Origin of the sequence: Chelativorans petroleitrophicus, assembly GCF_025398195.1 — a bacterium.
GTDB lineage: Bacteria > Pseudomonadota > Alphaproteobacteria > Rhizobiales > Rhizobiaceae > Chelativorans > Chelativorans petroleitrophicus.
Genome location: NZ_JAODNV010000008.1, coordinates 22081 through 42893 on the forward strand (window position 1 = coordinate 22081; position 20813 = coordinate 42893).

Below are 20813 nucleotides of genomic sequence, written 5' to 3' on the forward strand. Positions count from 1 at the left end.
GATAATGAGCGGCCAAACAAGGGAAGGGTGCATTCTTGAAGACGGTCTTCGTTCTCTTCGATTCGCTTAACCGGCACATACTCGGCTGCTACGGGGGCACGCGCGTGCCGACCCCGAATTACGACCGTCTGGCCGCGCGGACCCAGGTGTTCGACCGGCACTATGTCGGCTCCCTCCCCTGCATGCCGGCGCGGCGGGATCTGATGACCGGTCGGCTGACCTTCCTGCACCGGAGCTGGGGGCCGCTGGAGCCGTTCGACAACGCCTTTCCGGAGCTGCTGAAGGCCAAGGGTGTCCACACCCATCTGGTCACCGATCACTACCATTACTGGGAGGACGGCGGGGCCACCTACCACAACCGCTACTCCACCTTTGAGCTGGTGCGCGGGCAGGAAAGCGACCCATGGAAGGCGATGGTGCAGCCGGCCTGGGAGGAGCTCAGGCGGAAGTACCATGAACGGCAGACCGGGGCGAACGACCCGATCAGCAAATACGGGACGCACATCATCAACCGCGAGTTCATCCGGGAGGAGAAGGACTTCCCGTCGGTTCAGTGCTTCCGGCACGCTTTCGATTTTCTCGACCTCAACCGCGACAAGGACGACTGGTTCCTCCAGCTAGAGACTTTCGATCCGCATGAGCCTTTCTTCGCTCCGGACCGCTTCAAGGAGCCGTTCAAAACGGGCTGGAACGGACCCATCCGAGACTGGCCGCGCTATGGTCGGGTGGACGAACTGCCGCAGGAGGCCGACGAGCTGAGGGCCAACTACTATGCCACGGTGTCGCTGTGCGATTACCTGCTCGGCCAGTTGCTCGACTATTTCGATGCGCATGACCTCTGGAAGGACACGGCCCTGATCGTCACCACGGATCACGGCTTCCTGCTCGGAGAGCATGATTTCTGGGCCAAGAACCGCATGAACATGTATGAGGAGATCGCCCACATACCGCTGTTCATTCACGATCCGCGCAATCCGGGGAGCGGGCGTTCGAAGCGCCTCACCCAGACGATCGATCTCGGGCCCACCATCCTCGACCTCTTCGGCCTGGAGCCGCCCGCCGAGGCGGAAGGCCGGTCGCTGCTTCGCGAAGGCAGCCGCGAGGCCGTCATCTTCGGATATTTCGGCGGCGCGGTGAACGTCACCGACGGGCGCTACAGCTATCACCGCTTCCCGGTGGACCTGGAAAATCAGGAAATCTACCAATACACGGTGATGCCCAACCACATGAACCAACCCTTCTCGACGGAAGAGCTGTCCGCCGCGACGCTGGCGCCGCCCTTCAGCTGGACCAAGGGCGTGCCGCTTCTGAAAATCCCGGTCACGAACCGCTCGCCCATCTATTACAACTATGGGCCGGGCGCGCTTCTGGAGAGGGATACGCGCCTCTATGACCTCGAAAAGGATCCCCTGCAGGAAAATCCCATCAGGGATCCGGAAATCGAGGCGCGGATGATCGGCCTCATGCGCGAGCTGATGGAGCGCAACGAGGCGCCGCCGGAGGCGTTCAAGCGACTGGGGTTTGGTTCCGAGAGGTAGCCCCCTACCGTCATCCTGGCCATCTCTCCACCGTCATCCCAGCAACCTCCCTAACGTCATGCCGGCCGAGCGAAGCGAGAGCCGGGACCCAGGAAAGCGGTGGAGATGGCGCTGCTGGATGACGCTTTGAGCGCGGCGGCTTCCAGGACGACGGGAGGGAGCGTCGCTTGTCCCGCCTATCCTGCCTTGCTGTCGCGCTGGAAAATCCAGTCGTGGTCCGGGTGGTTCTTGAAGCGCCAGGCGCGGCGCGGGCCGGCCATGACGTTGAGATAGTACATCTCGTAGCCGTATGGCGCGCCGCAGGGGTGATGCCCGCGCGGGACGAGCACCACGTCGTGGTTCGACACCGCCATGGTTTCGTCGAGGCTGCCGTCCTCGGTGAAGACGCGCTGGAAGCCGAAGCCCTGAGGCGGGTTCAGCCGGTGATAGTAGCTTTCCTCCAGATAGGTCATATTGGGGAAGTCGTCCTCGTCATGCCGGTGCGGCGGATAGGACGACCAGTTGCCCTGCGGGGTATAGACCTCGGTGACAAGCAGGCTGTCGGCCACGTCCCGCTCTTCCATGGCGATATTGTGGATGTAGCGCGTGTTCGCGCCCTTGCCGCGCTCCATCAGCGAAATGCCGGCGGGTCCGATCACCTGCGCGGGATGCCCGCCCTTGCCGGGCGCGGAGCAGACCGCGAGCGTACAATCGGTCGTGGCTTTTGCCTTCCAGTGCGAGCCGTTCGGGACGTAGACCGCATGCGGCGGAATACGCTCGAAGACATCCATGCGCTCGCCCAGCTCGCCAAAGCTCCTGCCTTCGGCGGCGATCTCCGCCTTGCCCTCGACAAGAACGAGGATCACCTCGCGGTCGCCCGTCTCTTCCTGGGCGGTTTCGCCGGGTTTCAGGCGGTAGAGGCCAAAGCCGACATAGCTCCATCCGGCCGAGCGGGGCGTGATGTCATGCACCTTGCCGGCCGTACCGGCGGGCTTCACCAACAGGCTTGGCATGGTCTTTCCTACTCCGTCTTGCTGTCGCTTTCGGTGCGGGGCCTGTGGTCGAACAGAAAGCCCCAGATGCAGTAGAGGCCGAGCCCGGCAAAGAGCGTGCCCCAGAAGGGGTTGCCCATCACGAACTCGAACACGCCCCAGCCGAGGCAGACCGCGATGATGATGAGCCGCCGCCACAGGGGACGGAAGAACGGGTGATCAAGGTCGAAGAGCTTGTGCATTCGCTGACTATAGAGCGCGCTTACGCCCGGTCCAGCCCGACCGCCTTCGCCGTCTCCTTCAGCGCCTTCAGCCCCATAGACTGGTATTTCACCGGGTCGGCCTTCAGCGGGTCCTGCTCGGCCTCGATGACGAGCCAGCCCTGATAGCCCTTTTCCGCAGCCACCTTCAGTACGGGTTCGAACTCGACCCCGCCTTCCGGATCGCCCGGCACGGTGAAGACGCCGCGGCGCACACCTTCGAGGAAGGAGAGCCCCTCCTCCTCCACCTGCCTGCGGATCGCAGGGCGCACATTCTTCGCGTGCAGATGGCGAACGCGGTCCATATAGGCGCGCGCGAGCTCCACCGGGTCCGCACCGCCGAACCAGGCATGCCCCGTATCGAGCAGCAGCTTCGTGGCAGGCCCGGTGCCCGCCATCAGCCGGTCGATTTCCTCATGGGTCTGCACGACGGTGCCCATGTGGTGGTGATAGACGAGGTCGATGCCCTGCCCGGCGCAATATTCGGCGATTGCCTCGACTCCGGCGCAGAAGGCCGGCCAGCGGTCCTCCTCCAGCACCGGCTTGTCCCTGAGCGGCACCGCATCGTTGCCGTGGATGGCGTTCGAGGTCTCACACACGATGCAGACCTTGCAATCGTTCGCCTTCAGCATGTCGAGATGCGGCTGGATCGCCCGCTTCTCCGTCTCGATGTCGTTGACGAGCAGGTTGAGCGAATGCCAGCCGGAGACGAGGACAAGGTTGTGCCGCGAAAGCACCGTCCTCAGCTCCTTGCCGTCGGACGGCATCTTGTGGCCCTTCTCGATGCCGTTGAAACCGATCTCCGCCGCCTCGCGCAGGCACTGTTCCAGCGGAATATGCGCGCCGATGGTCTGGTCGTCGTCGTTGGACCAGGCGATGGGGTTGGTGCCGTAGCGGATCATTCAATTCCTCTCCTTGAGCGCGGCTTCATAAGCCTCGCGCGCCTGTCTCACTTCCTCTCGCTGCGACACCTCCGGCACGGCCACGTCCCACCAGTGGCCGCCGGCCTCCGTCGACGGATAGGGGTCGGTGTCGATGACGACCACGAACGGCCCGTCGGCCTCGCGCGCGCGGGCCAGCGCATCCTCCAGCTCGGCAATGGAGCCCGCCTTTTCGGCATGCGCGCCCATAGAGGCGGCGTGGGCGGCGAAGTCGATATGGGACGGATTCACGTGATGGGCGTGGTCGAGCAGGTTGTTGAACTCTGCGCCGCCGGTCGAGCGCTGCAGACGGTTGATGCAGCCGAAACCACGATTGTCCGTGATGACGACGGTGATCTTGATCCCCATCATCACCGCCGTGGCGAGCTCCGAATTCATCATCATGTAGGAGCCGTCGCCCAGCATCACGATCACGTCCCGGTCCGGCTCGGCCATCTTGATGCCGATGCCGCCCGCGATCTCGTAGCCCATGCAGGAATAGCCGTATTCCATGTGGTAGGAGCGCGGGCGACCCGCCTTCCAGAGCTTGTGCAACTCGCCCGGCATGGTGCCCGCAGCACACATGACGACGGTGTTTTCCCTCGCCGCGCGCTGCACGGCGCCGATCACCTGCATGTCCGTGGGAAGCGCATTGGTGTCCTTCGGTGCAGCGGTAACGGCATCAACGGCTGCGAACCACTCCGCCTTGAGCTGCGGTGCGGGCGCCTCCGCCCTGAAATCGCCAAGCGCGGCCGACAGCTCCTCAAGCCCGATCCGCGCATCGGCAATAAGCGGCTGGGCGCCGTGCTTGGTGCCGTCGAAGGGCTGCACGTTGAGCGCCAGGATCCTGCGCTCGGGATTGCGGAAGAGTGCCCAGGAGCCGGTGGTGAAATCCTGGAAGCGCGTGCCGACGCCGACAACGAGATCGGCCTCCGCCGCCACCTTGTTGGCGCTCGACGAACCGGTGACGCCGATCGGACCGAGATTGAGCGGATGATCCCAGGGCAGCGCAGACTTGCCCGCCTGCGTCTCGCCGACGGGGATCGAGTGCTTCTCGACGAAGGCTTTCAGCGCCTCGCAGGCCCCTGAATAATGCACGCCGCCGCCGGCAATGATCATCGGCTTCTTCGCCGCGCGGATGAGCTTTGCCGCCTCTTCCAGCTCGGCCGTGTCGGGCCGCGGGCGACGCTGGCGCCATACCCTGGGCTCGAAGAAGCTCTCGGGCCAGTCATAGGCCTCCGCCTGCACGTCCTGGCAGAAGGCGAGCGTCACGGGGCCGCATTCGGCCGGGTCGGTCATGACGCGGAAGGCGCGCGGCAGGGCAGTGAGAAGCTGCTCCGGCCGCATGATGCGGTCGAAATAGCGCGAGACGGGACGGAAGCAGTCGTTCGCGCTGATGGTGCCGTCGCCGAAATCCTCCACCTGCTGCAACACCGGGTCCGGTCCGCGATTGGCAAACACGTCGCCCGGCAGGAACAGCACCGGCAGGCGGTTCACATGCGCAAGGGCGGCCGCCGTCACCATGTTGGTCGCGCCGGGGCCGATGGAGGAGGTCACGGCCATCGCCCGCCTGCGGCAGAGCTGCTTGGCATAGGCGATCGCAGCGTGTGCCATCGACTGCTCGTTGTGGCCGCGATAGGTGGGCAGCTTGTCGCGAATGGCATAAAGCGCTTCGCCCAGGGCAGCCACATTGCCATGGCCGAAGATTGCCCAGACGCCGGCGATGAACGGCTCGCCATCCTCATTGAGCTGCGCCGCGATATAGCGCGTCGCGGCCTGGGCGGCGGTCAATCGGATCGTTTTCATGCAGCCCTCCCTGTCCTGGCTCTCGCACGGTCCCAGGTCTCACACAAGCTACGGTAATTCGCTGCCATTGTAGCAACTGCTTCCTCGTTGCTCATCTCGCCTTTCAACCAGCGGCGCGCGGCCTCGGCGAAGATGGTCCGGCCGACGGCGAAGCCTTTAACCAGATCGAACCCGGCGGCCACCTCGAAGCTCTTTTCAAGCTCCGGCGCGGGGGCGTCGAGGCCCAGAAGCACGATTCCCCGGCAATAGGGATCGTTGCGCATGATCGCCTCGCAGGCATTTGCCCATGCCTTTTCCGAGGTCATCGGCTCCAGCTTCCACCAGTCGGGATAGACGCCGATCTCGTAGAAACGTTCGATGACGGCGGCAGTACTCCCGTCATCCACCGGGCGCACCTTTGACGGGATGATCTCCAGCAGCATCTCAAGCCGGTTGCGGCGGGCGGCGGCAAAGAGGCGCTTCACCACATCCTCCTGCCGCTCCTTCATATCCGCATCGTCGTCGGGGTGGTAGAAACACAGCACCTTGACCACATGCTCAAGCGGCCATTCGACCAGGCCGCCGAAGTCTGGTCCGAGATCGGGCTCGAGCTTCAACGGGCGGGAACCCGGCAGTTCCACGGGGCGGCCGATCCACAGACCGCTGCCGGCCGCGCGAAAAAGCGCCTCGCGGCCGAGCCGGCTGTCGCAAAGGATGCCGTAGCCGTGCCGGCCGGCAGCTACCTGGCGGGCGGCTTCGAGGCAGAGAACCTTAAAATCGCCTATGCGCTCGTACGGAACGCCGGCCTCGTCCGCCATCTGCTCGAGCTGCATGCGGTGGTCGAAGGCAAAGACGCGCATCTGGGACCAATCGCCCTTGCGGTTGGTCGCCCAGTGCACCTGTTCCAGCGCGTTGTCCTTGCGCAGCGCCCGGTTCCTGATGCCGGTGCGGAAGAAATACTGCAGCTCCTCCCAGGAGGGATAGGAAGGCGTGCAGCCATGGCGCGAGACGGCGAAGGCGCCGCAGGCATTGGCGTATTTCAGTGTTGTCGGCCAATCCTCGCCGGAAAGCCATCCCTTGAGCAATCCAGCCATGAAGCCGTCGCCTGCGCCTAGCACGTTGAAGACCTCGATGGGGAAGTGCTCGCCCATAATCCCTTCGTCGAGCGTGCCGGGGATTTCGCCCGTGAAGGCGGATGCGCCCATGGGCCCGCGCTTGCAGACCAGAACGGCATCGGTGAGTTTACGCACCGCGCGCAGCGCCTCGATCGTATCGGTCGAGCCGCCGGCGATGTGAAACTCCTCCTCGGTTCCGACGATCAGGTCGAAGAGCGGCAGCGTCTTCTGCAGCTTCGCCGTCACCCGTTCAGATTCGACGTAGCGGCTTTCGCCCGCGCCATGCCCGGCAAGGCCCCAGAGATTGGGCCGGTAGTCGATGTCAAGTGCGGTCTTCGCGCCGCTCTCACGCGCAAGCCGGAGCGCCTTGAGCACCGCCGCCTCGGTGCGCGGATGGGAAAGGTGGGTTCCCGTCGCGCACACGCAGCGCGCCTCAGCGATGAAGGCCGGGTCGATGTCGTCTTCGCACAACGCCATGTCGGCGCAGTTCTCGCGATAGAAGATGAGCGGAAACTGCTCCTGATCCCGAATGCCGAGGAGGACCAGCGCGGTGAGCCGTTCCGGATCGGTCTTCACGCCGCGCACGTCCACGCCCTCGCGCTGCAATTCCTCGCGGATGAAGCGGCCCATGTGTTCATCGCCCACGCGCGTGATCAGCGCCGATTTCAGCCCGAGTCGTGCGGCACCCGCGGCGATATTGGTGGGCGAGCCGCCGATATATTTGTTGAAGGAGGCCATATCCTCCAGCCGCCCCCCCACCTGCGCGCCGTAAAGATCGATCGATGAACGGCCGATGGTGATGACGTCGAGCGGTTTTTTCACCTTTCTCCTCCTCGACACGGATACAGGTTCGGGCAAGCGCCGCCCGGAAGCCGCATTTCCCTCAACGTCCCGCACAACCCCGGCGCAACCGGGATTCATCCGGAGTCCGTTTCAGGCATCAACGTTCAGGTGGCGCCAGCAGCCTTCCGCAATGGCGCTCCGGCGCGTGGGACGGTGCCCGCACTTTCATGGAAGATATGTTCCATATTTGGTGCAAGATCAATCAGGAAATTCCATTCCGCCGCTTTTTGACCGCCATTCCGACTGCCACGGCCAGCGCCATGGAAAGCGAAAGCGTTGCGGAAAGAGAGCGGAAATTCCCGAAATCCGCCTCCTGAACCGTAAGCAGCAGTGGGGTGACCGGCCGCAGGGGTCCGGCGAGCGAGTCAGTAATGGCGACAACGCCCGCCCCGGCACGGCGCCCCGCCTCCGCCAGTTCCACCGTCTCGCTCGAATAGGGCGTGAAGGTGATGGCGATGACGGCGTCATCCTTCCGGATGGCCCGGCGGCTATCGAGATTTCCCACGCTGTCATGCAGCATGCAGGGCACCCCCATTTTCTCGAACGCATAGGCCAGATAGGATGCGACCGAAAACGCCCGGCGCATGCCGGCGATGTGCACCATCTTCGCCCTCGACAGGGTCCTGATTGCCGCATCGAATGTCTGCGGATCGATGGTCTTGGCGAGATTTTCGAGGGAGAGGCGCCCTGCCTCGATGAACTCCGCCAGAAGCGCGGAGGAGCTTCCTCCGCTGCTTTGCCGCAGCTTTTCCAGCCGCGTGGCATAGTCCGGCCAATGCTGCGTATAGGCATTGCGGAACAGCCGCTGCATTTGCGAATAGCCGGAAAAGCCGAGCACCTGGCAAAAGCGCATGAAAGCCGAGGGCTGCACGCCCGCGGCCTCCGCCATTTCGGCCACGGTGGAGACGGCGACACGATCGGGATTCGCCGTCACATAATCCGCGCACTGTTTGAGCCGCTTCGGAAGCCCATCGGAAAGAGCCAAGATGCGGTCAAGCAATTCTTCAATGGTGGCCGGAGCCGACGTCGCATCCATGTGCGGTCTTTCCTGCTTGACAATTCAATGGATCGGACCCTAACGCCTTTGGAATAAAAATTCCACCGCGGCGACCATGTGGAGCGTTTGGGATGGACGGGATCGGAATCGGCCTCATCGGCACAGGCTTCATGGGCAAGGCGCATGCGCTGGCCTACCGCGCCGCAAGAGCAGTGCTGGGCGATGTGCCTCCGGCGCGGCTCGAACTTCTGTGCGAGGTGCCGGCGGACAAGGCCCGCGCCATGGCGGATCAGTTCGGCTTTGCCCGGTCAACCGACGATTGGCGCGCGCTGGTCAACGATCCCAAGGTGGATATCGTCTCGATCACCACCCCCAACCGGCTGCACAAGGAGATTGCCCTTGCCGCCATTGCGGCCGGCAAGCACGTGCATTGCGAAAAACCGATGGGCATGACGCTCGCCGAGGCCAAGGAAATGGCCGCTGCGGCTGCTGCCGCCGGCGTGAAGACCATCGTCGGCTACAACTACATCAAGAATCCCGCTTTCCAGCATGCCTGCCGGCTGATCCGCGATGGGGCGATCGGCCGCCCGATCCACTTCCGCGGCTGGGTGGACGAGGACTACCAGGCCGATCCGAACCTGCCCTGGACGTGGCGCGCCCGGCTGGAAGAAGCGGGTCTCGGCGCGCTGGGCGATCTCGGCTGCCATCTCGTCTCCATGGCCTACGGGCTCATGGGCCCGATCGAGAGCCTGATCGCCGATATGCAGACCGTGCATGAAACGCGCGCCCTGCCCGACGGCAGCGAACGCAAGAAGGTGGAGAACGAGGACGTGGCAACGGCGCTCGTCCGCTTTGCGAACGGCGCGCAGGGTTCGCTCGCGGCCTCCCGCACCGCCTGGGGCCGCAAGAGCAAGCTTGCCTGGGAGGTTCACGGCACCAAGGGCATGCTCGTCTTTGACCAGGAGCGCATGAACGAGCTGCATCTTTATCAGAACGAGGGTGAGCGGGCGCTTCAGGGCTTTAAGACGATCCTGACCGGCCCGGATCACCCGCCCTACGGGCTCTTCTGCCCGGCACCCGGCCACCAGCTCGGCTTCAACGATCTGAAGGTGCTGGAAGCCGGGGCCTTCCTGCGCTGGGTGGGCGGCGGCGGGAAGTCATCGCCCGACTTTTCCGAGGCGCTGGAGTTCGAGAAGGTCATCCACGCGATGGCGGCTTCTGCGCGCGAGGGGAGGAGGGTGTCCGTGCAAGATCAGGCTGGCTGAACGATTACCCCTCACTTGCGTTTTCCAAGCACTTGCTCAGGGAAACGCTTTCTTCCACCAGAGGAGAGATTGCATCAGCGCCGCTTGCCAATCGCAAACACCAACGAATTGCGAAAAGGCCTATGCCGGTTTTTCTCTCCCCTGCGGGAGAGAAAACGATTTCAATATCTTAGAGAAGCTAAGTGTTAGAAATCGCAAGTGACGAGGCCTCATCTACCGCTCGGGCGGGGAACGGTCATCTCCGCCCTTCCGCTTAGATCGCGCGCTTTTAGAGCGGGGGTCTACCCCATCACCTCCGCGACCTTTACGGCCCTGCCCTCGCGGATGGACAGATACGCCGCATCCGCCAGCGCAAGCGCTCTGAGCCCATCCTGGCCGGAGGGCGATGCCGGTTTGCCAGTCGCGAGCGCCGCGATGAACGTCGCGATTTCGGCCGCATAGGCTTCCGTGTAGCGCGTCATGAAAAAGTCGTGCAGCGGGGGCTTTGTATAGCCGGCGCTCGTTGCAATCTCGATGGATACGGGCCGCTGGTTTTCGGCGGCCACCGCGCCCGCCGAACCGTGCACCTCAATGCGCTGGTCGTAGCCGTAGGTCGCCCTGCGCGAATTCGAAATGGAGCAATGCCTGCCCGACGGCGTGGTGAGAATCACCGACACGCTGTCGTGATCCCCGGCCTTGGCGATCTCCGGATCGATCAGAACCGAAGCGGTGGCAAACACGGTGTCGGGCTCCTCTCCGAGCAGGAAGCGTGCCATGTCGAAGTCGTGGATCGTCATGTCGCGCAGGATGCCGCCCGACGACCGGATGTAGCTCACAGGCGGAGGGCCGGGGTCGCGCGAGACGATTTGCACCATCTCCACGGCCCCGATCTTCCCCTCTGTTATGGCCGTATGCACGGCCTTGAAATGCGGATCGAAGCGACGGTTGAAGCCGACCATCAGCGTGGCGCCGGTTTCCTCGACCACCTTCAGGCAGGCCTTCACTCGCTGCAGATCAAGATCGATCGGCTTTTCGCAGAAAATTGCCTTGCCGGCGCGCGCGAAGCGCTCGATCAGATCGGCATGGGTATCGGTCGGCGTGCAGATCACCACTGCGTCGATGTCGCCCGATCTCTCGATGTCCTCGATCGAGCGGACCTCGCAGCCATACTTCGCGGCGAGCTCCGTCGCGGCCGCTTCCACGGCGTCCGCCACCGTAACGAGCCGAGCATCGGCGTTGGAGGTGATTGCCTTGGCATGGACCTTGCCGATGCGCCCCGCGCCCAGAAGGGCAAATTTGACTGTCATGTCGTTGTCTTTCGTTCCTGAGTGGTTATCCGCGCGCCTGCCATCCTATTCGGGATATGCACCGGCGACATTCTGATCGCAATCGATGAGCGCGCCCGTCATGACGCCGGAGCGCGGAGAAAGAAGATAGGCCACGAGCGGCGCTACCTCGGTGGGCTTCACGAGCTGTCCGAAGGGTTGGCGGGCTTCGGCCTCGGCCAGCCAGTTGTCGGAAGCGCCGTGGAACCGTTTCTGCGTCGCGTCCTCACCCGGCGTGTCCATCCAGCCGCAGGCGATGCCGTTGCAGCGGATGCGGTCCTTGCGGAAGGCCTGCGCCGTGTTGCGCGTGATATTGGCAAGAGCGGCTTTGGATGCCGAATAGGGCGCCAGATAGGATTGCCCGCAATGCATTGACATCGACAGGATGTTGACGATGGAGGCGGGCCTGCCCTCCGCCTTCACATGGCGCACGAAGGCCTGCATGGTGAAGAAGGGCCCCCGCGCGTTGGTGTCCATCAGCCTGGCCCAGATTTCCTGTGTAGTATCAAGCAGGCCTCCGCGGTCGCAGCATGCAGCCGCGTTGACGAGACCGTTCAGGGAGCCGATGCGTTTCACCGCCTCCTCAATCAGCCCGATGCAATCGCCGATCTCGGCGATATCGGCCCGTACGAATTCCACGCGCGCGCCGGACCGGGAGAGCTCGGCGGCCGCGGCTTCTCCCTTGGCCTCATCCCGCCCGGAGATCACGAGCGCGCTACAGCCCTCATCGAGGAGTTGCCGGGCTATCGCCAGGCCCAGCCCCTGCGTTCCTCCAACGATGACGGCGCGCGTGGCGGAATTCGGCATTCTTTCCTCCGGCCCGTTCGAGCGGGCTCTAAACCGTGCCCCCGAGGGAGCTTTGAAGCTCGGCAAGTTCGGCGCCGCCGGCCATCATGTCCTGCAGCTCCTCGGTCGAAATCTCGCCCCGCTTCGCGGTGCCGAGCGTCTTGCCGCGATTGAGCACGGTGAAGCGGTCACCCACGGCCATGGCGTGGCGGACATTGTGCGTAATGAAGACAATGCCGACGCCAGTCTTGCGCACCCGGTCAATCGTCGCAAGCACGTTCGAGGTCTGGCGCACGCCGAGCGCCGATGTCGGCTCGTCGAGGATCAGAACGCGGGCGCCGAAATAGACGGCGCGGGCGATCGCCACCGTCTGCCGCTCGCCGCCCGAAAGCGTGCCCACCGCCTGATCCGGCTCGCGCAGATGGATGCCCATCCTGCGCATCTCCTCCATCGTGACGGCGTTGGCCGTCTTGAAGTCGAAGAAGCTGAACGGCCCGATGCGCTTTTTCGGCTCCCGACCCATCCAGAAATTGCGCGTGACCGACATCAGCGGAATCATCGCCAGGTCCTGATAGACGGTGGCGATGCCCATCTCCATGGCGTCGCGCGGACTTTCGAAAACCACCTCCTTCCCGTCCACGCGGATCGTGCCCCTGGTGGGCTTGTGAACGCCAGACATGGTCTTGATGAAAGTGGATTTGCCCGCGCCGTTGTCGCCCAGCAGGCAGTGGCACTCGCCAGGCAATACCGACAGTGAAACGCCGGCGAGCGCGATGACGGAGCCGAAATGCTTTTCGATGTCGATGAGTTCGATCAGCGGTGTGTCGGCCATCTCAGCGCTCCCCCGTGATCAGGCGGCGGATATAGGTGTTGAGAACGACGGCGAGCAGCAGGATGATGCCAAGGAAAACGCGGAAAAGCGAGCTTTCCACGCCAGCGAAGAACAGGCCCTGCTGGACGACGCCGAAGATCAGCGCACCGAGCGCGGCACCGATGACCGAGCCGTAGCCGCCGGTCAGCAGCGCGCCGCCAATGACCACCGCGATGATGGCCTCGAATTCCTTCAGAAGGCCGCGGTCGGCCGCCGCCGAGCCGAACTCCATCACCTGGCAAGTGGCGAAGACCGTGGCGCAGAAGGCCGTCAACATGAACATGAGGATCTTCACCCGGTTGACCGGCACGCCGACATTGCGCGCCGCCTGCGCATCACCGCCGGAAGCAAAGATCCAGTTTCCGAACTGGGTTTTGGTGAGCAGAATGTGCCCGAAGATGATGAAGGCGAGGGCCCAGACCATCAGCATCGGAATCCCGTCGACCACGGGCTGGCCGGCTCTGACGCCGCCGGCATAGGTCTGGATGACGCCTGCCTCGCCCAGCCAGGTGAACAGGCCCTTGAGAATCTTGCCGCCGAAGAGCGGGGCGAGCCAGTCGCCTTCCGCAGCCTCCCTCACCCCGCCGATGATGGTCTGCCGCGTGGTGGCGATGGAAAAATAGATGGTAAGGCCGCGCAGGATATAGAGCGAGGCAAGCGTGACGATGAAGGAGGGAAGCCTGGTCGTAATGACGATGTAGCCGTTAAGGGCGCCGATCGCCAAGGCGACGGCGAAGGCCATTAGAATGGACGCCCACATCGGCCAGCCGTAGTGGACCGATAGAAGCGCGATCACAATGCCGGAAAATCCGATCATGGAGCCGACCGACAGGTCGAACTCGCCCGCGATCATCAGGAGGCAGGCGCCGACGGCGATGATGGCGAACTGGGCCGAAACGACACCCCAGTTCATCACGCCTTCGGCGGAGAACATTCCGGTATCGCCGGCTGCGAAGGCAAAATAGATGAAGACAGCGATGGCACCGCATATGGCGCCGAGTTCGGGCCGGACCATCGCCTTGCGAAGTTTTGACACGCGTTTGACGCGCTCGTCCTCACCCGGCTGAGCGGCCATGTTGTTTGCCTCGATACCTTGGGACATCGAACACTTCTCCCTTGGCCTGCGAGTCTGCGCCATGCTGTGACCAGATCCGGAACCCCGCACCGGCGCTGAGCAGGCCAGCGCCGGTCGCCCGGAAGATCAACGAGAAGGGCGGCTAACGCCGCCCCAGTCTCAGCGGTATTCGCCCGCGAGCTCCTCCACCTGCGTGATGTTGTCGGCGGTGACGAAGCCCGGGCCGGAGTTGATCGAATTGGCCGGGATCACGCCATAGCGCGCATAGTTGGTCAGAAGCACGATCGGGAGATAGCCCTGCAGATAGGGCTGCTGATCGATGGCGAAATTGATGATGCCTTCCTTGATGCCGGCCGAGATGCCTGCCGACAGGTCGAACGTGCCAAAGAAGACCTGGCCCGCCATGCCGTTTTCCTTGAGCGCCTCGATGGTGGGCTCGGCGGAGTTGGGGCCGAGGCTGAGGATGCCGTCCGTGTCCGGATTGGCGCGCAGATAGGCAAGCACCTTGTTCTTGATTTCCGCCGGGTCGATGCCGGAGTCGATCATCTGGCTGCCAAGTTCGACGCCCAGCGCGTCGGCAAAGCCCTGGCAGCGCTCAACGGAGGCGGGGTTGGTGATGTAGTGGTTGACGCAAAGGAACTTGGTGACGCCAGCCTCCTTCGCACGTTCGCCCGCGCCGAAGCCCGCGTCATATTCCGGCTGGCCGATATGCAGGAGAGCGCCGAGCTCCTTCGACTGCTCGACCGTGCCGGAGTTTACCGTGATAACGGGAATGCCCCTGTCGACGGCGGAGGTGATCGGCCCTTTCAGCACGTCGAAATCGGCGATGGACGTGATGATGCCGTCAGGGTTGGTAGCCGCCGCCTGCTCGATGATGCGGGCCATGTCCGCAAGATCGCCCGTCGGCGGGTTGCGGTATTCGACCTCAACGCCCATCTGCTCGCTAGCAACCGTCAGCGCGTTCTTTATGGTGTTCCACCACGTATCGGAATCCGGGGCGTGGCTGACGAAGACGAACCGCTCGCCTTCCGCCGACGCGCCAGTGATCGCGCCGAGCGATGCGCCAATGGCCAACGCAGCCGCGGCAACGGATTTCAGAATCGCATTCATTTGACTGCTCCTCCACAGGACGGGTGTCCGGTTTCAACCTTATTGTTCCGGAGCCCCCAAAGGGACACGAGCTTTCGCGATGACCTGCCCCTGTACGGAACCGCCCCACAGCGGCTGTTCCTGACGAAAACAATAATGGAATGCAGACATCATAAAAAGCTCAATATGAAATTTCTATTCCATTTCCGGGCCGCTCGTCAAGGCGGATCGTCCCCGTGGCTGGCAGGGTGAAGCCCGCGTCTGCGTGGAGGGTTACCCTATCTCGATCTCGCACCAGTGGCTGTAGGGCTTCTCCGGCATGATCACGGACGATGGAAAGTGCGGGTGGTTGATGGCGTCGGGGAAGTTCTGGTCCTCAAGACACAGCCCGCCGAAACGCGGATAGCGATGCCCGGCAAGCCCCGGAACGGGAATGTTCATCTTGCCGCCGGTATACAGCTGAAGCCCCGGCTGATCCGTCTTCAGCCTGAGGGTCAGGGAGCCGTCCGGCGCCGTTACGGTCGCCACAGGCTCGGAGAGGTTGCGCCCCTCTGCAAGAACCAGATTGATGTCATAATCGACCGGGTTGCCGTTTTCGTCCTGCAGCTGACGCGGCGTGCGCAGGTCATAGCGGGTGCCGGCCACAGGCGCGATCTCGCCTGTCGGGATAAGTCCCTCGCCTAGCACGGTATAGGCATCGGCATTCACCTCTATCCGGTGGTCGCGCACATCGCCTTCGCCCGCCAGGTTGAAGTAGTTGTGCTGAACAATGTTGACGGGCGTCGGCTTGTCCGTCTCGGCGCAAAAGTCGATGCGCAGGGTGTTTCCGGAAAGCCGGTAGGTGACGGCGATATCGAGCCGGCCCGGATAGCCCATTTCGCCGTCGGGGCTCGTCAGCCGCAGGCGCACGGCATTTGCCGAAAGCACCTCCATGTTCCACAGCTGCCTGCCGATACCTCTTGGCCCGCCGTGAAGCTGGTTGGGACCCTCGTTGGCGACGAGCCGGTATTCCCGCCCGTCAAGCGCGAAGCGGGCGCCGCCGATGCGGTTCGCAACGCGCCCGCAGATCGCGCCGAAATAGGGGCTATGGGCGGGATAGTGCTCGAACCGGTCAAAGCCGAGCACGACATGCCGCACGCCGCCGGTCACCGGAACCTGCCAGTCACGCAGGACAGCGCCGTAATTCATGACGGCGATCCGAACGCCGGTCTCGCTCTCAAGCACCGCCTCGAGCACGTCACGGCCTTCAAAGGTGCCGATCTTTTCAGGCGCGCTTGCCATGGTCTTCCTCGCGTCCGAACTGCCCACTATACGGATGGGGAATCGGGGAGAAATCCGCTGGCGTCAATGCTCTTCGTAGCGTTTACCGCCTCATCGTGCGGCTTCGACCCGCCACGCCCTGTTGCCTGAGGGCGTGGGGAAAGGCGCGGTGTCCGGTCACTGCGGTTCCTCTCCTCTGTGGCAGGGCGATTGCATATGGCTGCTGCCGCCCTTTCGCCCCCGCTCCGTCTCGGCTTCGCCTCGACACCTCTCCCCCACCTGGGTGGGGGAGAGGAAGGGTGGCCAGGATCTGCATCGCTGCCAGTCACAGCCGTTGGTGGTTTGCAAATGTAGCGGTGCAGGGTCCCGTTCTCAGAGGCTGTCGAGCCGCGTCCAGGCCGCATCCTTGTTCGAGGACGTCACGCAAGCCTGGATAAAGCGCATGCCCTCAAGTCCATCCTCCACCGTGGGCAGCAGGTGGTTCTCGGGCAGGCTGCCGCCGTCGCGAAGGGCGCGGATGGCTCCCGCCGCTTCCGTGTAAAGCGTGGCGAACGCCTCCAGATAGCCCTCCGGATGGCCGCTCGGGATACGGGTAACGCTTGCCGCGGCCTGGTTCGCGCCCGCGCCACCCCGGGTGATCAGCCGCTTCGGCTCCCCAAGCGGGGTGTACCAGAGATAGTTCGGATCGGCCTGAACCCATTCCAGCCCGCCCTTGGTGCCATAGACCCTGAGCTTCAGCCCATTTTCGTTGCCCGGGGCCACCTGGCTTACCCAGATCGTGCCTTTGGCGCGCCGGCCGTTGCGTTCGGCAAAGCGCAGCATGACATGAGCGTTGTCATCGAGTTGCCGGCCCGGCACAAAGCGGTCCAGATCAGCGGCAACACTTTCGGCGTGAAGCCCCGTCACGAAGGTGATGAGCTGATAGGCATGAGTGCCGATGTCGCCCGTCGCGCCGCCCACGCCCGACCGGGCCGGGTCCGTGCGCCAGGAGGCCTGCTTGTTGCCGGATTGTTCGAGCGGCTCCGACAACCAGTCCTGGGGATACTCCGCCTGGGCAAGGATAATGTCGCCCAGAACGCCCTCCTGCACCATCTGGCGCGCCTGGCGGATCATCGGATAGCCCGAATAGTTGTGGGTGAGCACGAAGAGCCTGCCGCTCTTGCGCACGGTCTCCACCAACGCCTTGGCGTCCTCCAGGCTGGAAGTCAGCGGCTTGTCGCAGATCACATGAATGCCGGCTTCAAGGAAGGCCTTGGCCGCCGGATAATGCATGTGGTTCGGGGTGACGATGCTGACGGCCTCGATACCGTCGGGCCTTGCAGATTCAGCCCGCGCCATCTCCTCGAAGCTGCCATAGGAGCGGTCGGGATCGAGGCCGAGCTCGGCGGCAGAAGCCCGCGCGCGCTCGGGATCGGAGGAAAGGGCGCCGGCAACCAGCACATAATGCCCGTCGAGGCGTGCCGCCATGCGGTGGACGGCGGCGATGAAGGCGCCCTGCCCGCCGCCCACCATGCCTAGGCGGATGGGTCTTGCAACAGGCGCCGTTGCGGATGCGGAAACCATTTTTCCTTTCTCCCTTATCCGATGCCCATCATCTTGCGGAGCTGGTCGCGGTCTGTCGCCCCGCCGGCAAAGTCATCGAAGGCCTTCTCGGTCACCCGGATGATGTGATTGGCGATGAAGGGTGCGCCTTCCGCCGCCCCCTGCTCCGGATGCTTGAGACAGCATTCCCATTCGAGAACGGCCCAGGAATCGTAGTCATACTGGGCAAGCTTCGAGAAGATGCTCGTGAAATCCACCTGGCCATCACCCAGTGAGCGGAACCGGCCGGCCCGCTTTACCCAGGGCTGATAGCCCGAATAGACACCCTGCCGGCCATCCGGGTTGAACTCGGCGTCCTTCACGTGGAAGGCCGAGATGCGCTCGTGGTAGATATCGATGAAGGCCAGATAATCGAGCTGCTGCAGCAGGAAATGAGACGGGTCGTAGTTGATCATGCAGCGCTTGTGATTGCCGACCTTCTCCAGGAACATTTCGAAGGTAGCGCCGTCGAACAGGTCCTCTCCCGGATGCAGCTCGAAGGCGATGTCCACGCCCTGATCCTCATAGGCATCGAGAATGAGCTTCCAGCGACGGGCAAGTTCGCTGAAAGCTTCCTCGATCAAGCCATCCGGGCGCTGCGGCCAGGGATAGAGATAGGGGAAGGCGAGCGCGCCGGAGAACGAGACGGTGACATCCTTGCCCAGATTGCGTGAAGCCTTCGCCGCCAGAAGCATGTTCTCCACGGCCCATTCCTGGCGCGCCTTGGGATTGCCGCGCACGCTCTCGGGCGCAAAGCCGTCGAAGGGAAAATCGTAGGCGGGATGGACGGCGACGAGCTGACCGATCAGATGGGTGGAAAGCTCAGTGATCTCGACGCCCGCCTCCCGGCAGATGCCTTGCACCTCGTCGCAATAGTCCTTTGACTCGGCTGCTTTCTTAAGGTCGAACAGGCGGCCGTCCCAGGACGGCACCTGGATGCCCTTGTAGCCATGACCGGCCGCCCACCGGGCAATGTTTGGCAGCGTATTGTAGGGCGCTTCGTCACCGGCGAACTGCGCCAGAAAAATCGCCGGTCCCTTCATCGTCTTAGGCATTTCCTACCTCCCTCCTTGGTTTGTCTGCCGAAGAGGCGTCTTCTCCTCCCGCTCCATGGGTCCCATCCTACACAAGAGCGGGCTTCGCCTCATCCGGCAATTCTCTTTGCTGTACCTAATCATCATCCGAACTCCGGAATATACGTGAAACGGGTGAAGTCGGCGGCGCGGCCGCTGCCGCTGATATCGAAACACATCATGCCGACGAAGGTGCCGGTGAAGGAGCCGTGCGCGCCGCGGCCCGCCTCGTCCGATGTTATCCCGGCATCCAGAACGGGGCCGATCGGCTGCCAGTCGCCACCGGTGCTGTAGAAAAACTGCTGCTCGGCTTCCTTCACTTCCACCGCGAGCTTCACCGGCCTGTCGTCCGGCAAGGGCTGCGGGGCGGTGAGCGGGAAGGAGAGCCGACCGTCCGGCCATTCGCCGGGGCAGCTCAAGATGGTGAGGCAGCGCCCCACCGTCTCGTGCCAAGTGACCGCGAGGAAGTGGAATTTGTGGCGGTTGTAATAGGTCGTTAGTCCCGCCGCCTGCTGGAAGGTGGCAGGGCTGAAGATGACCTCCGTTTCCGCGCGGTAGCGGTGATGCTCCTGCCTACGCGCCACCAGCGCCTGCTCGAACCAGCTGCCGATGGACTCGCGGCCGAAAATGCGAAGCGCGGAGCCGGTTAGCGTGAAGATTCGCTCGGGATATGGCGTGCGCAGCCACTGGAATTCCGCAGGAAGGCTCGCACCCTTGAAGACGTGCTCGACCGCCTGTGGCGGCGCAGGCTCCACGTCAAAGGGTGCGGGCACATGCACCTGCGGCACCGGGCTGCCGCTTTCGGGATAAAGCCAGCCATCCTCCTTCCACACGCATTTCTGGATCGCCGTTTCGCGCCCGAGCGGCGAACGGCGCGTGCCAGGCAGCGGGCGGGAGCAGAGATGCGTGTGATAGACCTGCCCGTCGGGCGTCTCCACGATCTGGCCGTGACCGGCGCGCTGCAACGGCGCATCGGGCGTATCCTTGGACGTAAAGAGATGCACGTTCGGGTGCAGCTCGTAGGGGCCGTCGATGCGGCGGGAACGCGCCATGGTGACGGCGTGCTCATAGGCGGTGCCGCCCTCGGCCACGGTCAGGTAGTACCAGCCATCGCGCTTATAAAGATGCGGCCCCTCGACAAGGCCCAGAGGGCTTCCGGCGAAGATGTTCTTCGCCTCGCCGATAAGCCTTCGCGCCTTTGGGTCGTATTCCTGCAGGAGGATGCCCGCGAAAGCGGGGCTCTTGGGATTGCCGCCGACGGATTCGCTGCGGTGGTTCCAGAGCATGTTGAGGAACCACTTTCGCCCGTCGTCATCGTGGAAGAGGGATGGGTCGAAGCCGGAGGAATTGACATAGACGGGATCGGACCATGGCCCTTCGATGGACGGCGCGGTGACGATGTAGTTGTGCGCGTCCTTGAAGTTGCCGTCGTAGCGTTTGACGTCCGTATAGACGAGCCAGAACAGCCCGTCGGCATAGGAAAGGCATGGCGCCCATATGCCGCAGGAATCGGGATTGCCACGCATGTCGAGCTGGCTTGCCCGGTCGAGCGGACGCTTGACGAGCCGCCAGTTCACCAGATCGCGCGAGTGGTGGATCTGCACGCCCGGATACCACTCGAAGGTGGAGGTGGCGATGTAATAGTCCTCGCCCACGCGGCAAATGGAGGGATCGGGATTGAAGCCCGGCAGGATGGGGTTGACGATCATGGCTCGCAACTCCGCGTACCTGAAGTCGGCATCTGAGGGCACCGCCTCAGGGCGGCGATATTTCCAATCCCCTCCCCTCGCGGAGCGGTGACATTTACACGTCTTTCCGAAGCCAGGGCGGTGAACATGCGCAGGCGCACATGACGGGCGCCATTCCTCTCCCCCACACGAGTGGGGGAGAGATGGCGAGGCGAAGCCGAGCCGGTGAGGGGGAATTTTGTGGCGTCGCCCTCCATTCGGGCAAATTCCGTTGCTGCCCGGCGCCATCGGCTCACCAAAACCGCTGCGCTGCAAGCTCCCTCACCGTCTCGCGCTGCGCGCGAGCCGCCTCTCCCCCGCAAGCGGGGGAGAAGAATGGTACCCGCTGCTTC

The 20813-nt window shown here is 63.6% G+C and carries 17 protein-coding genes; 2 read left to right on the top strand and 15 right to left on the bottom strand.

Translation table 11 applies throughout. The features are described from left to right. Positions 1-35 precede the first annotated feature (35 nt). On the top strand, positions 36-1538 hold the full coding sequence (locus tag NYR54_RS07520) for a sulfatase (protein WP_261515000.1): 1503 nt from the start codon (positions 36-38) through the stop codon (positions 1536-1538). Between the two features lie 176 nt (positions 1539-1714). Here NYR54_RS07520 and iolB read toward each other — a convergent pair whose 3' ends face one another. The 6 genes from iolB to NYR54_RS07550 all read right to left on the bottom strand — a co-directional run bounded on the left by iolB (position 1715) and on the right by NYR54_RS07550 (position 8468). Then, complete coding sequence (gene iolB / locus NYR54_RS07525) at positions 1715-2530, bottom strand: 5-deoxy-glucuronate isomerase (RefSeq protein ID WP_261515001.1); 816 nt, start codon at positions 2528-2530, stop codon at positions 1715-1717. An 8-nt stretch (positions 2531-2538) separates the two neighbouring features. After that, positions 2539-2751: a DUF3329 domain-containing protein gene (locus NYR54_RS07530; protein WP_261515002.1), complete on the bottom strand. Its 213-nt coding sequence runs from the start codon at positions 2749-2751 to the stop codon at positions 2539-2541. 20 nt (positions 2752-2771) lie between these two features. Then, on the bottom strand, positions 2772-3671 hold the full coding sequence (gene iolE, locus NYR54_RS07535; protein WP_261515003.1) for a myo-inosose-2 dehydratase: 900 nt from the start codon (positions 3669-3671) through the stop codon (positions 2772-2774). Then, on the bottom strand, positions 3672-5495 hold the full coding sequence (gene iolD, locus NYR54_RS07540) for a 3D-(3,5/4)-trihydroxycyclohexane-1,2-dione acylhydrolase (decyclizing) (protein ID WP_261515004.1): 1824 nt from the start codon (positions 5493-5495) through the stop codon (positions 3672-3674). Further along, positions 5492-7411: a bifunctional 5-dehydro-2-deoxygluconokinase/5-dehydro-2-deoxyphosphogluconate aldolase gene (locus tag NYR54_RS07545; protein ID WP_261515005.1), complete on the bottom strand. Its 1920-nt coding sequence runs from the start codon at positions 7409-7411 to the stop codon at positions 5492-5494. Before NYR54_RS07545 ends, iolD begins: the two co-directional genes overlap by 4 nt. Before the next feature lie 223 nt (positions 7412-7634). Beyond that, complete coding sequence (locus NYR54_RS07550) at positions 7635-8468, bottom strand: MurR/RpiR family transcriptional regulator (protein ID WP_261515006.1); 834 nt, start codon at positions 8466-8468, stop codon at positions 7635-7637. Between the two features lie 92 nt (positions 8469-8560). Here NYR54_RS07550 and NYR54_RS07555 point away from each other — a divergent pair, with 92 nt between their 5' ends. Further along, complete coding sequence (locus NYR54_RS07555) at positions 8561-9694, top strand: Gfo/Idh/MocA family protein (protein WP_261515007.1); 1134 nt, start codon at positions 8561-8563, stop codon at positions 9692-9694. Positions 9695-9975: 281 nt separating this feature from the next. Here the strand turns inward: NYR54_RS07555 and iolG are convergent, their stop codons facing one another. The 9 genes from iolG to NYR54_RS07600 all read right to left on the bottom strand — a co-directional run bounded on the left by iolG (position 9976) and on the right by NYR54_RS07600 (position 20442). Then, a complete protein-coding gene (gene iolG / locus NYR54_RS07560) occupies positions 9976-10980 on the bottom strand; it encodes an inositol 2-dehydrogenase (RefSeq protein WP_261515008.1) in 1005 nt (334 codons plus the stop codon). Between the two features lie 45 nt (positions 10981-11025). After that, positions 11026-11805 (bottom strand): SDR family oxidoreductase, encoded by a 780-nt coding sequence (locus tag NYR54_RS07565; RefSeq protein ID WP_261515009.1) that lies wholly within the window; start codon positions 11803-11805, stop codon positions 11026-11028. A gap of 28 nt (positions 11806-11833) precedes the next feature. Then, on the bottom strand, positions 11834-12616 hold the full coding sequence (locus NYR54_RS07570) for an ATP-binding cassette domain-containing protein (RefSeq protein ID WP_261515010.1): 783 nt from the start codon (positions 12614-12616) through the stop codon (positions 11834-11836). A 1-nt stretch (position 12617) separates the two neighbouring features. Next, positions 12618-13757, bottom strand: coding sequence for an ABC transporter permease (locus NYR54_RS07575; protein ID WP_261515011.1), 1140 nt, complete (start codon positions 13755-13757; stop codon positions 12618-12620). A gap of 132 nt (positions 13758-13889) precedes the next feature. Then, on the bottom strand, positions 13890-14840 hold the full coding sequence (locus tag NYR54_RS07580) for a sugar ABC transporter substrate-binding protein (RefSeq protein ID WP_261515012.1): 951 nt from the start codon (positions 14838-14840) through the stop codon (positions 13890-13892). Positions 14841-15092: 252 nt separating this feature from the next. Further along, the gene (locus NYR54_RS07585) at positions 15093-16100 is read right to left on the bottom strand and encodes an aldose epimerase family protein (RefSeq protein ID WP_261515013.1); all 1008 of its coding nucleotides are present in this window, start codon (positions 16098-16100) and stop codon (positions 15093-15095) included. Between the two features lie 351 nt (positions 16101-16451). Then, the gene (locus tag NYR54_RS07590) at positions 16452-17642 is read right to left on the bottom strand and encodes a Gfo/Idh/MocA family protein (RefSeq protein ID WP_261515014.1); all 1191 of its coding nucleotides are present in this window, start codon (positions 17640-17642) and stop codon (positions 16452-16454) included. A 14-nt stretch (positions 17643-17656) separates the two neighbouring features. After that, a complete protein-coding gene (locus NYR54_RS07595) occupies positions 17657-18715 on the bottom strand; it encodes a sugar phosphate isomerase/epimerase family protein (RefSeq protein ID WP_261515015.1) in 1059 nt (352 codons plus the stop codon). 122 nt (positions 18716-18837) lie between these two features. Next, complete coding sequence (locus NYR54_RS07600) at positions 18838-20442, bottom strand: glycoside hydrolase family 43 protein (protein WP_261515016.1); 1605 nt, start codon at positions 20440-20442, stop codon at positions 18838-18840. Positions 20443-20813: the final 371 nt, after the last annotated feature.

Excerpts from the sequence above, each read along its gene's own strand:
- iolB (WP_261515001.1), bottom strand. The coding sequence starts at position 2,530 with ATGCCAAGCCTGTTGGTGAAGCCCGCCGGTACGGCCGGCAAGGTGCAT.
- NYR54_RS07530 (WP_261515002.1), bottom strand. The coding sequence starts at position 2,751 with ATGCACAAGCTCTTCGACCTTGATCACCCGTTCTTCCGTCCCCTGTGG.
- iolE (WP_261515003.1), bottom strand. The coding sequence starts at position 3,671 with ATGATCCGCTACGGCACCAACCCCATCGCCTGGTCCAACGACGACGAC.
- iolD (WP_261515004.1), bottom strand. The coding sequence starts at position 5,495 with ATGAAAACGATCCGATTGACCGCCGCCCAGGCCGCGACGCGCTATATC.
- NYR54_RS07550 (WP_261515006.1), bottom strand. The coding sequence starts at position 8,468 with ATGGATGCGACGTCGGCTCCGGCCACCATTGAAGAATTGCTTGACCGC.
- NYR54_RS07555 (WP_261515007.1), top strand. The coding sequence starts at position 8,561 with ATGGACGGGATCGGAATCGGCCTCATCGGCACAGGCTTCATGGGCAAG.
- iolG (WP_261515008.1), bottom strand. The coding sequence starts at position 10,980 with ATGACAGTCAAATTTGCCCTTCTGGGCGCGGGGCGCATCGGCAAGGTC.
- NYR54_RS07565 (WP_261515009.1), bottom strand. The coding sequence starts at position 11,805 with ATGCCGAATTCCGCCACGCGCGCCGTCATCGTTGGAGGAACGCAGGGG.
- NYR54_RS07570 (WP_261515010.1), bottom strand. The coding sequence starts at position 12,616 with ATGGCCGACACACCGCTGATCGAACTCATCGACATCGAAAAGCATTTC.
- NYR54_RS07575 (WP_261515011.1), bottom strand. The coding sequence starts at position 13,757 with ATGTCCCAAGGTATCGAGGCAAACAACATGGCCGCTCAGCCGGGTGAG.
- NYR54_RS07580 (WP_261515012.1), bottom strand. The coding sequence starts at position 14,840 with ATGAATGCGATTCTGAAATCCGTTGCCGCGGCTGCGTTGGCCATTGGC.
- NYR54_RS07585 (WP_261515013.1), bottom strand. The coding sequence starts at position 16,100 with ATGGCAAGCGCGCCTGAAAAGATCGGCACCTTTGAAGGCCGTGACGTG.
- NYR54_RS07590 (WP_261515014.1), bottom strand. The coding sequence starts at position 17,642 with ATGGTTTCCGCATCCGCAACGGCGCCTGTTGCAAGACCCATCCGCCTA.
- NYR54_RS07595 (WP_261515015.1), bottom strand. The coding sequence starts at position 18,715 with ATGCCTAAGACGATGAAGGGACCGGCGATTTTTCTGGCGCAGTTCGCC.
- NYR54_RS07600 (WP_261515016.1), bottom strand. The coding sequence starts at position 20,442 with ATGATCGTCAACCCCATCCTGCCGGGCTTCAATCCCGATCCCTCCATT.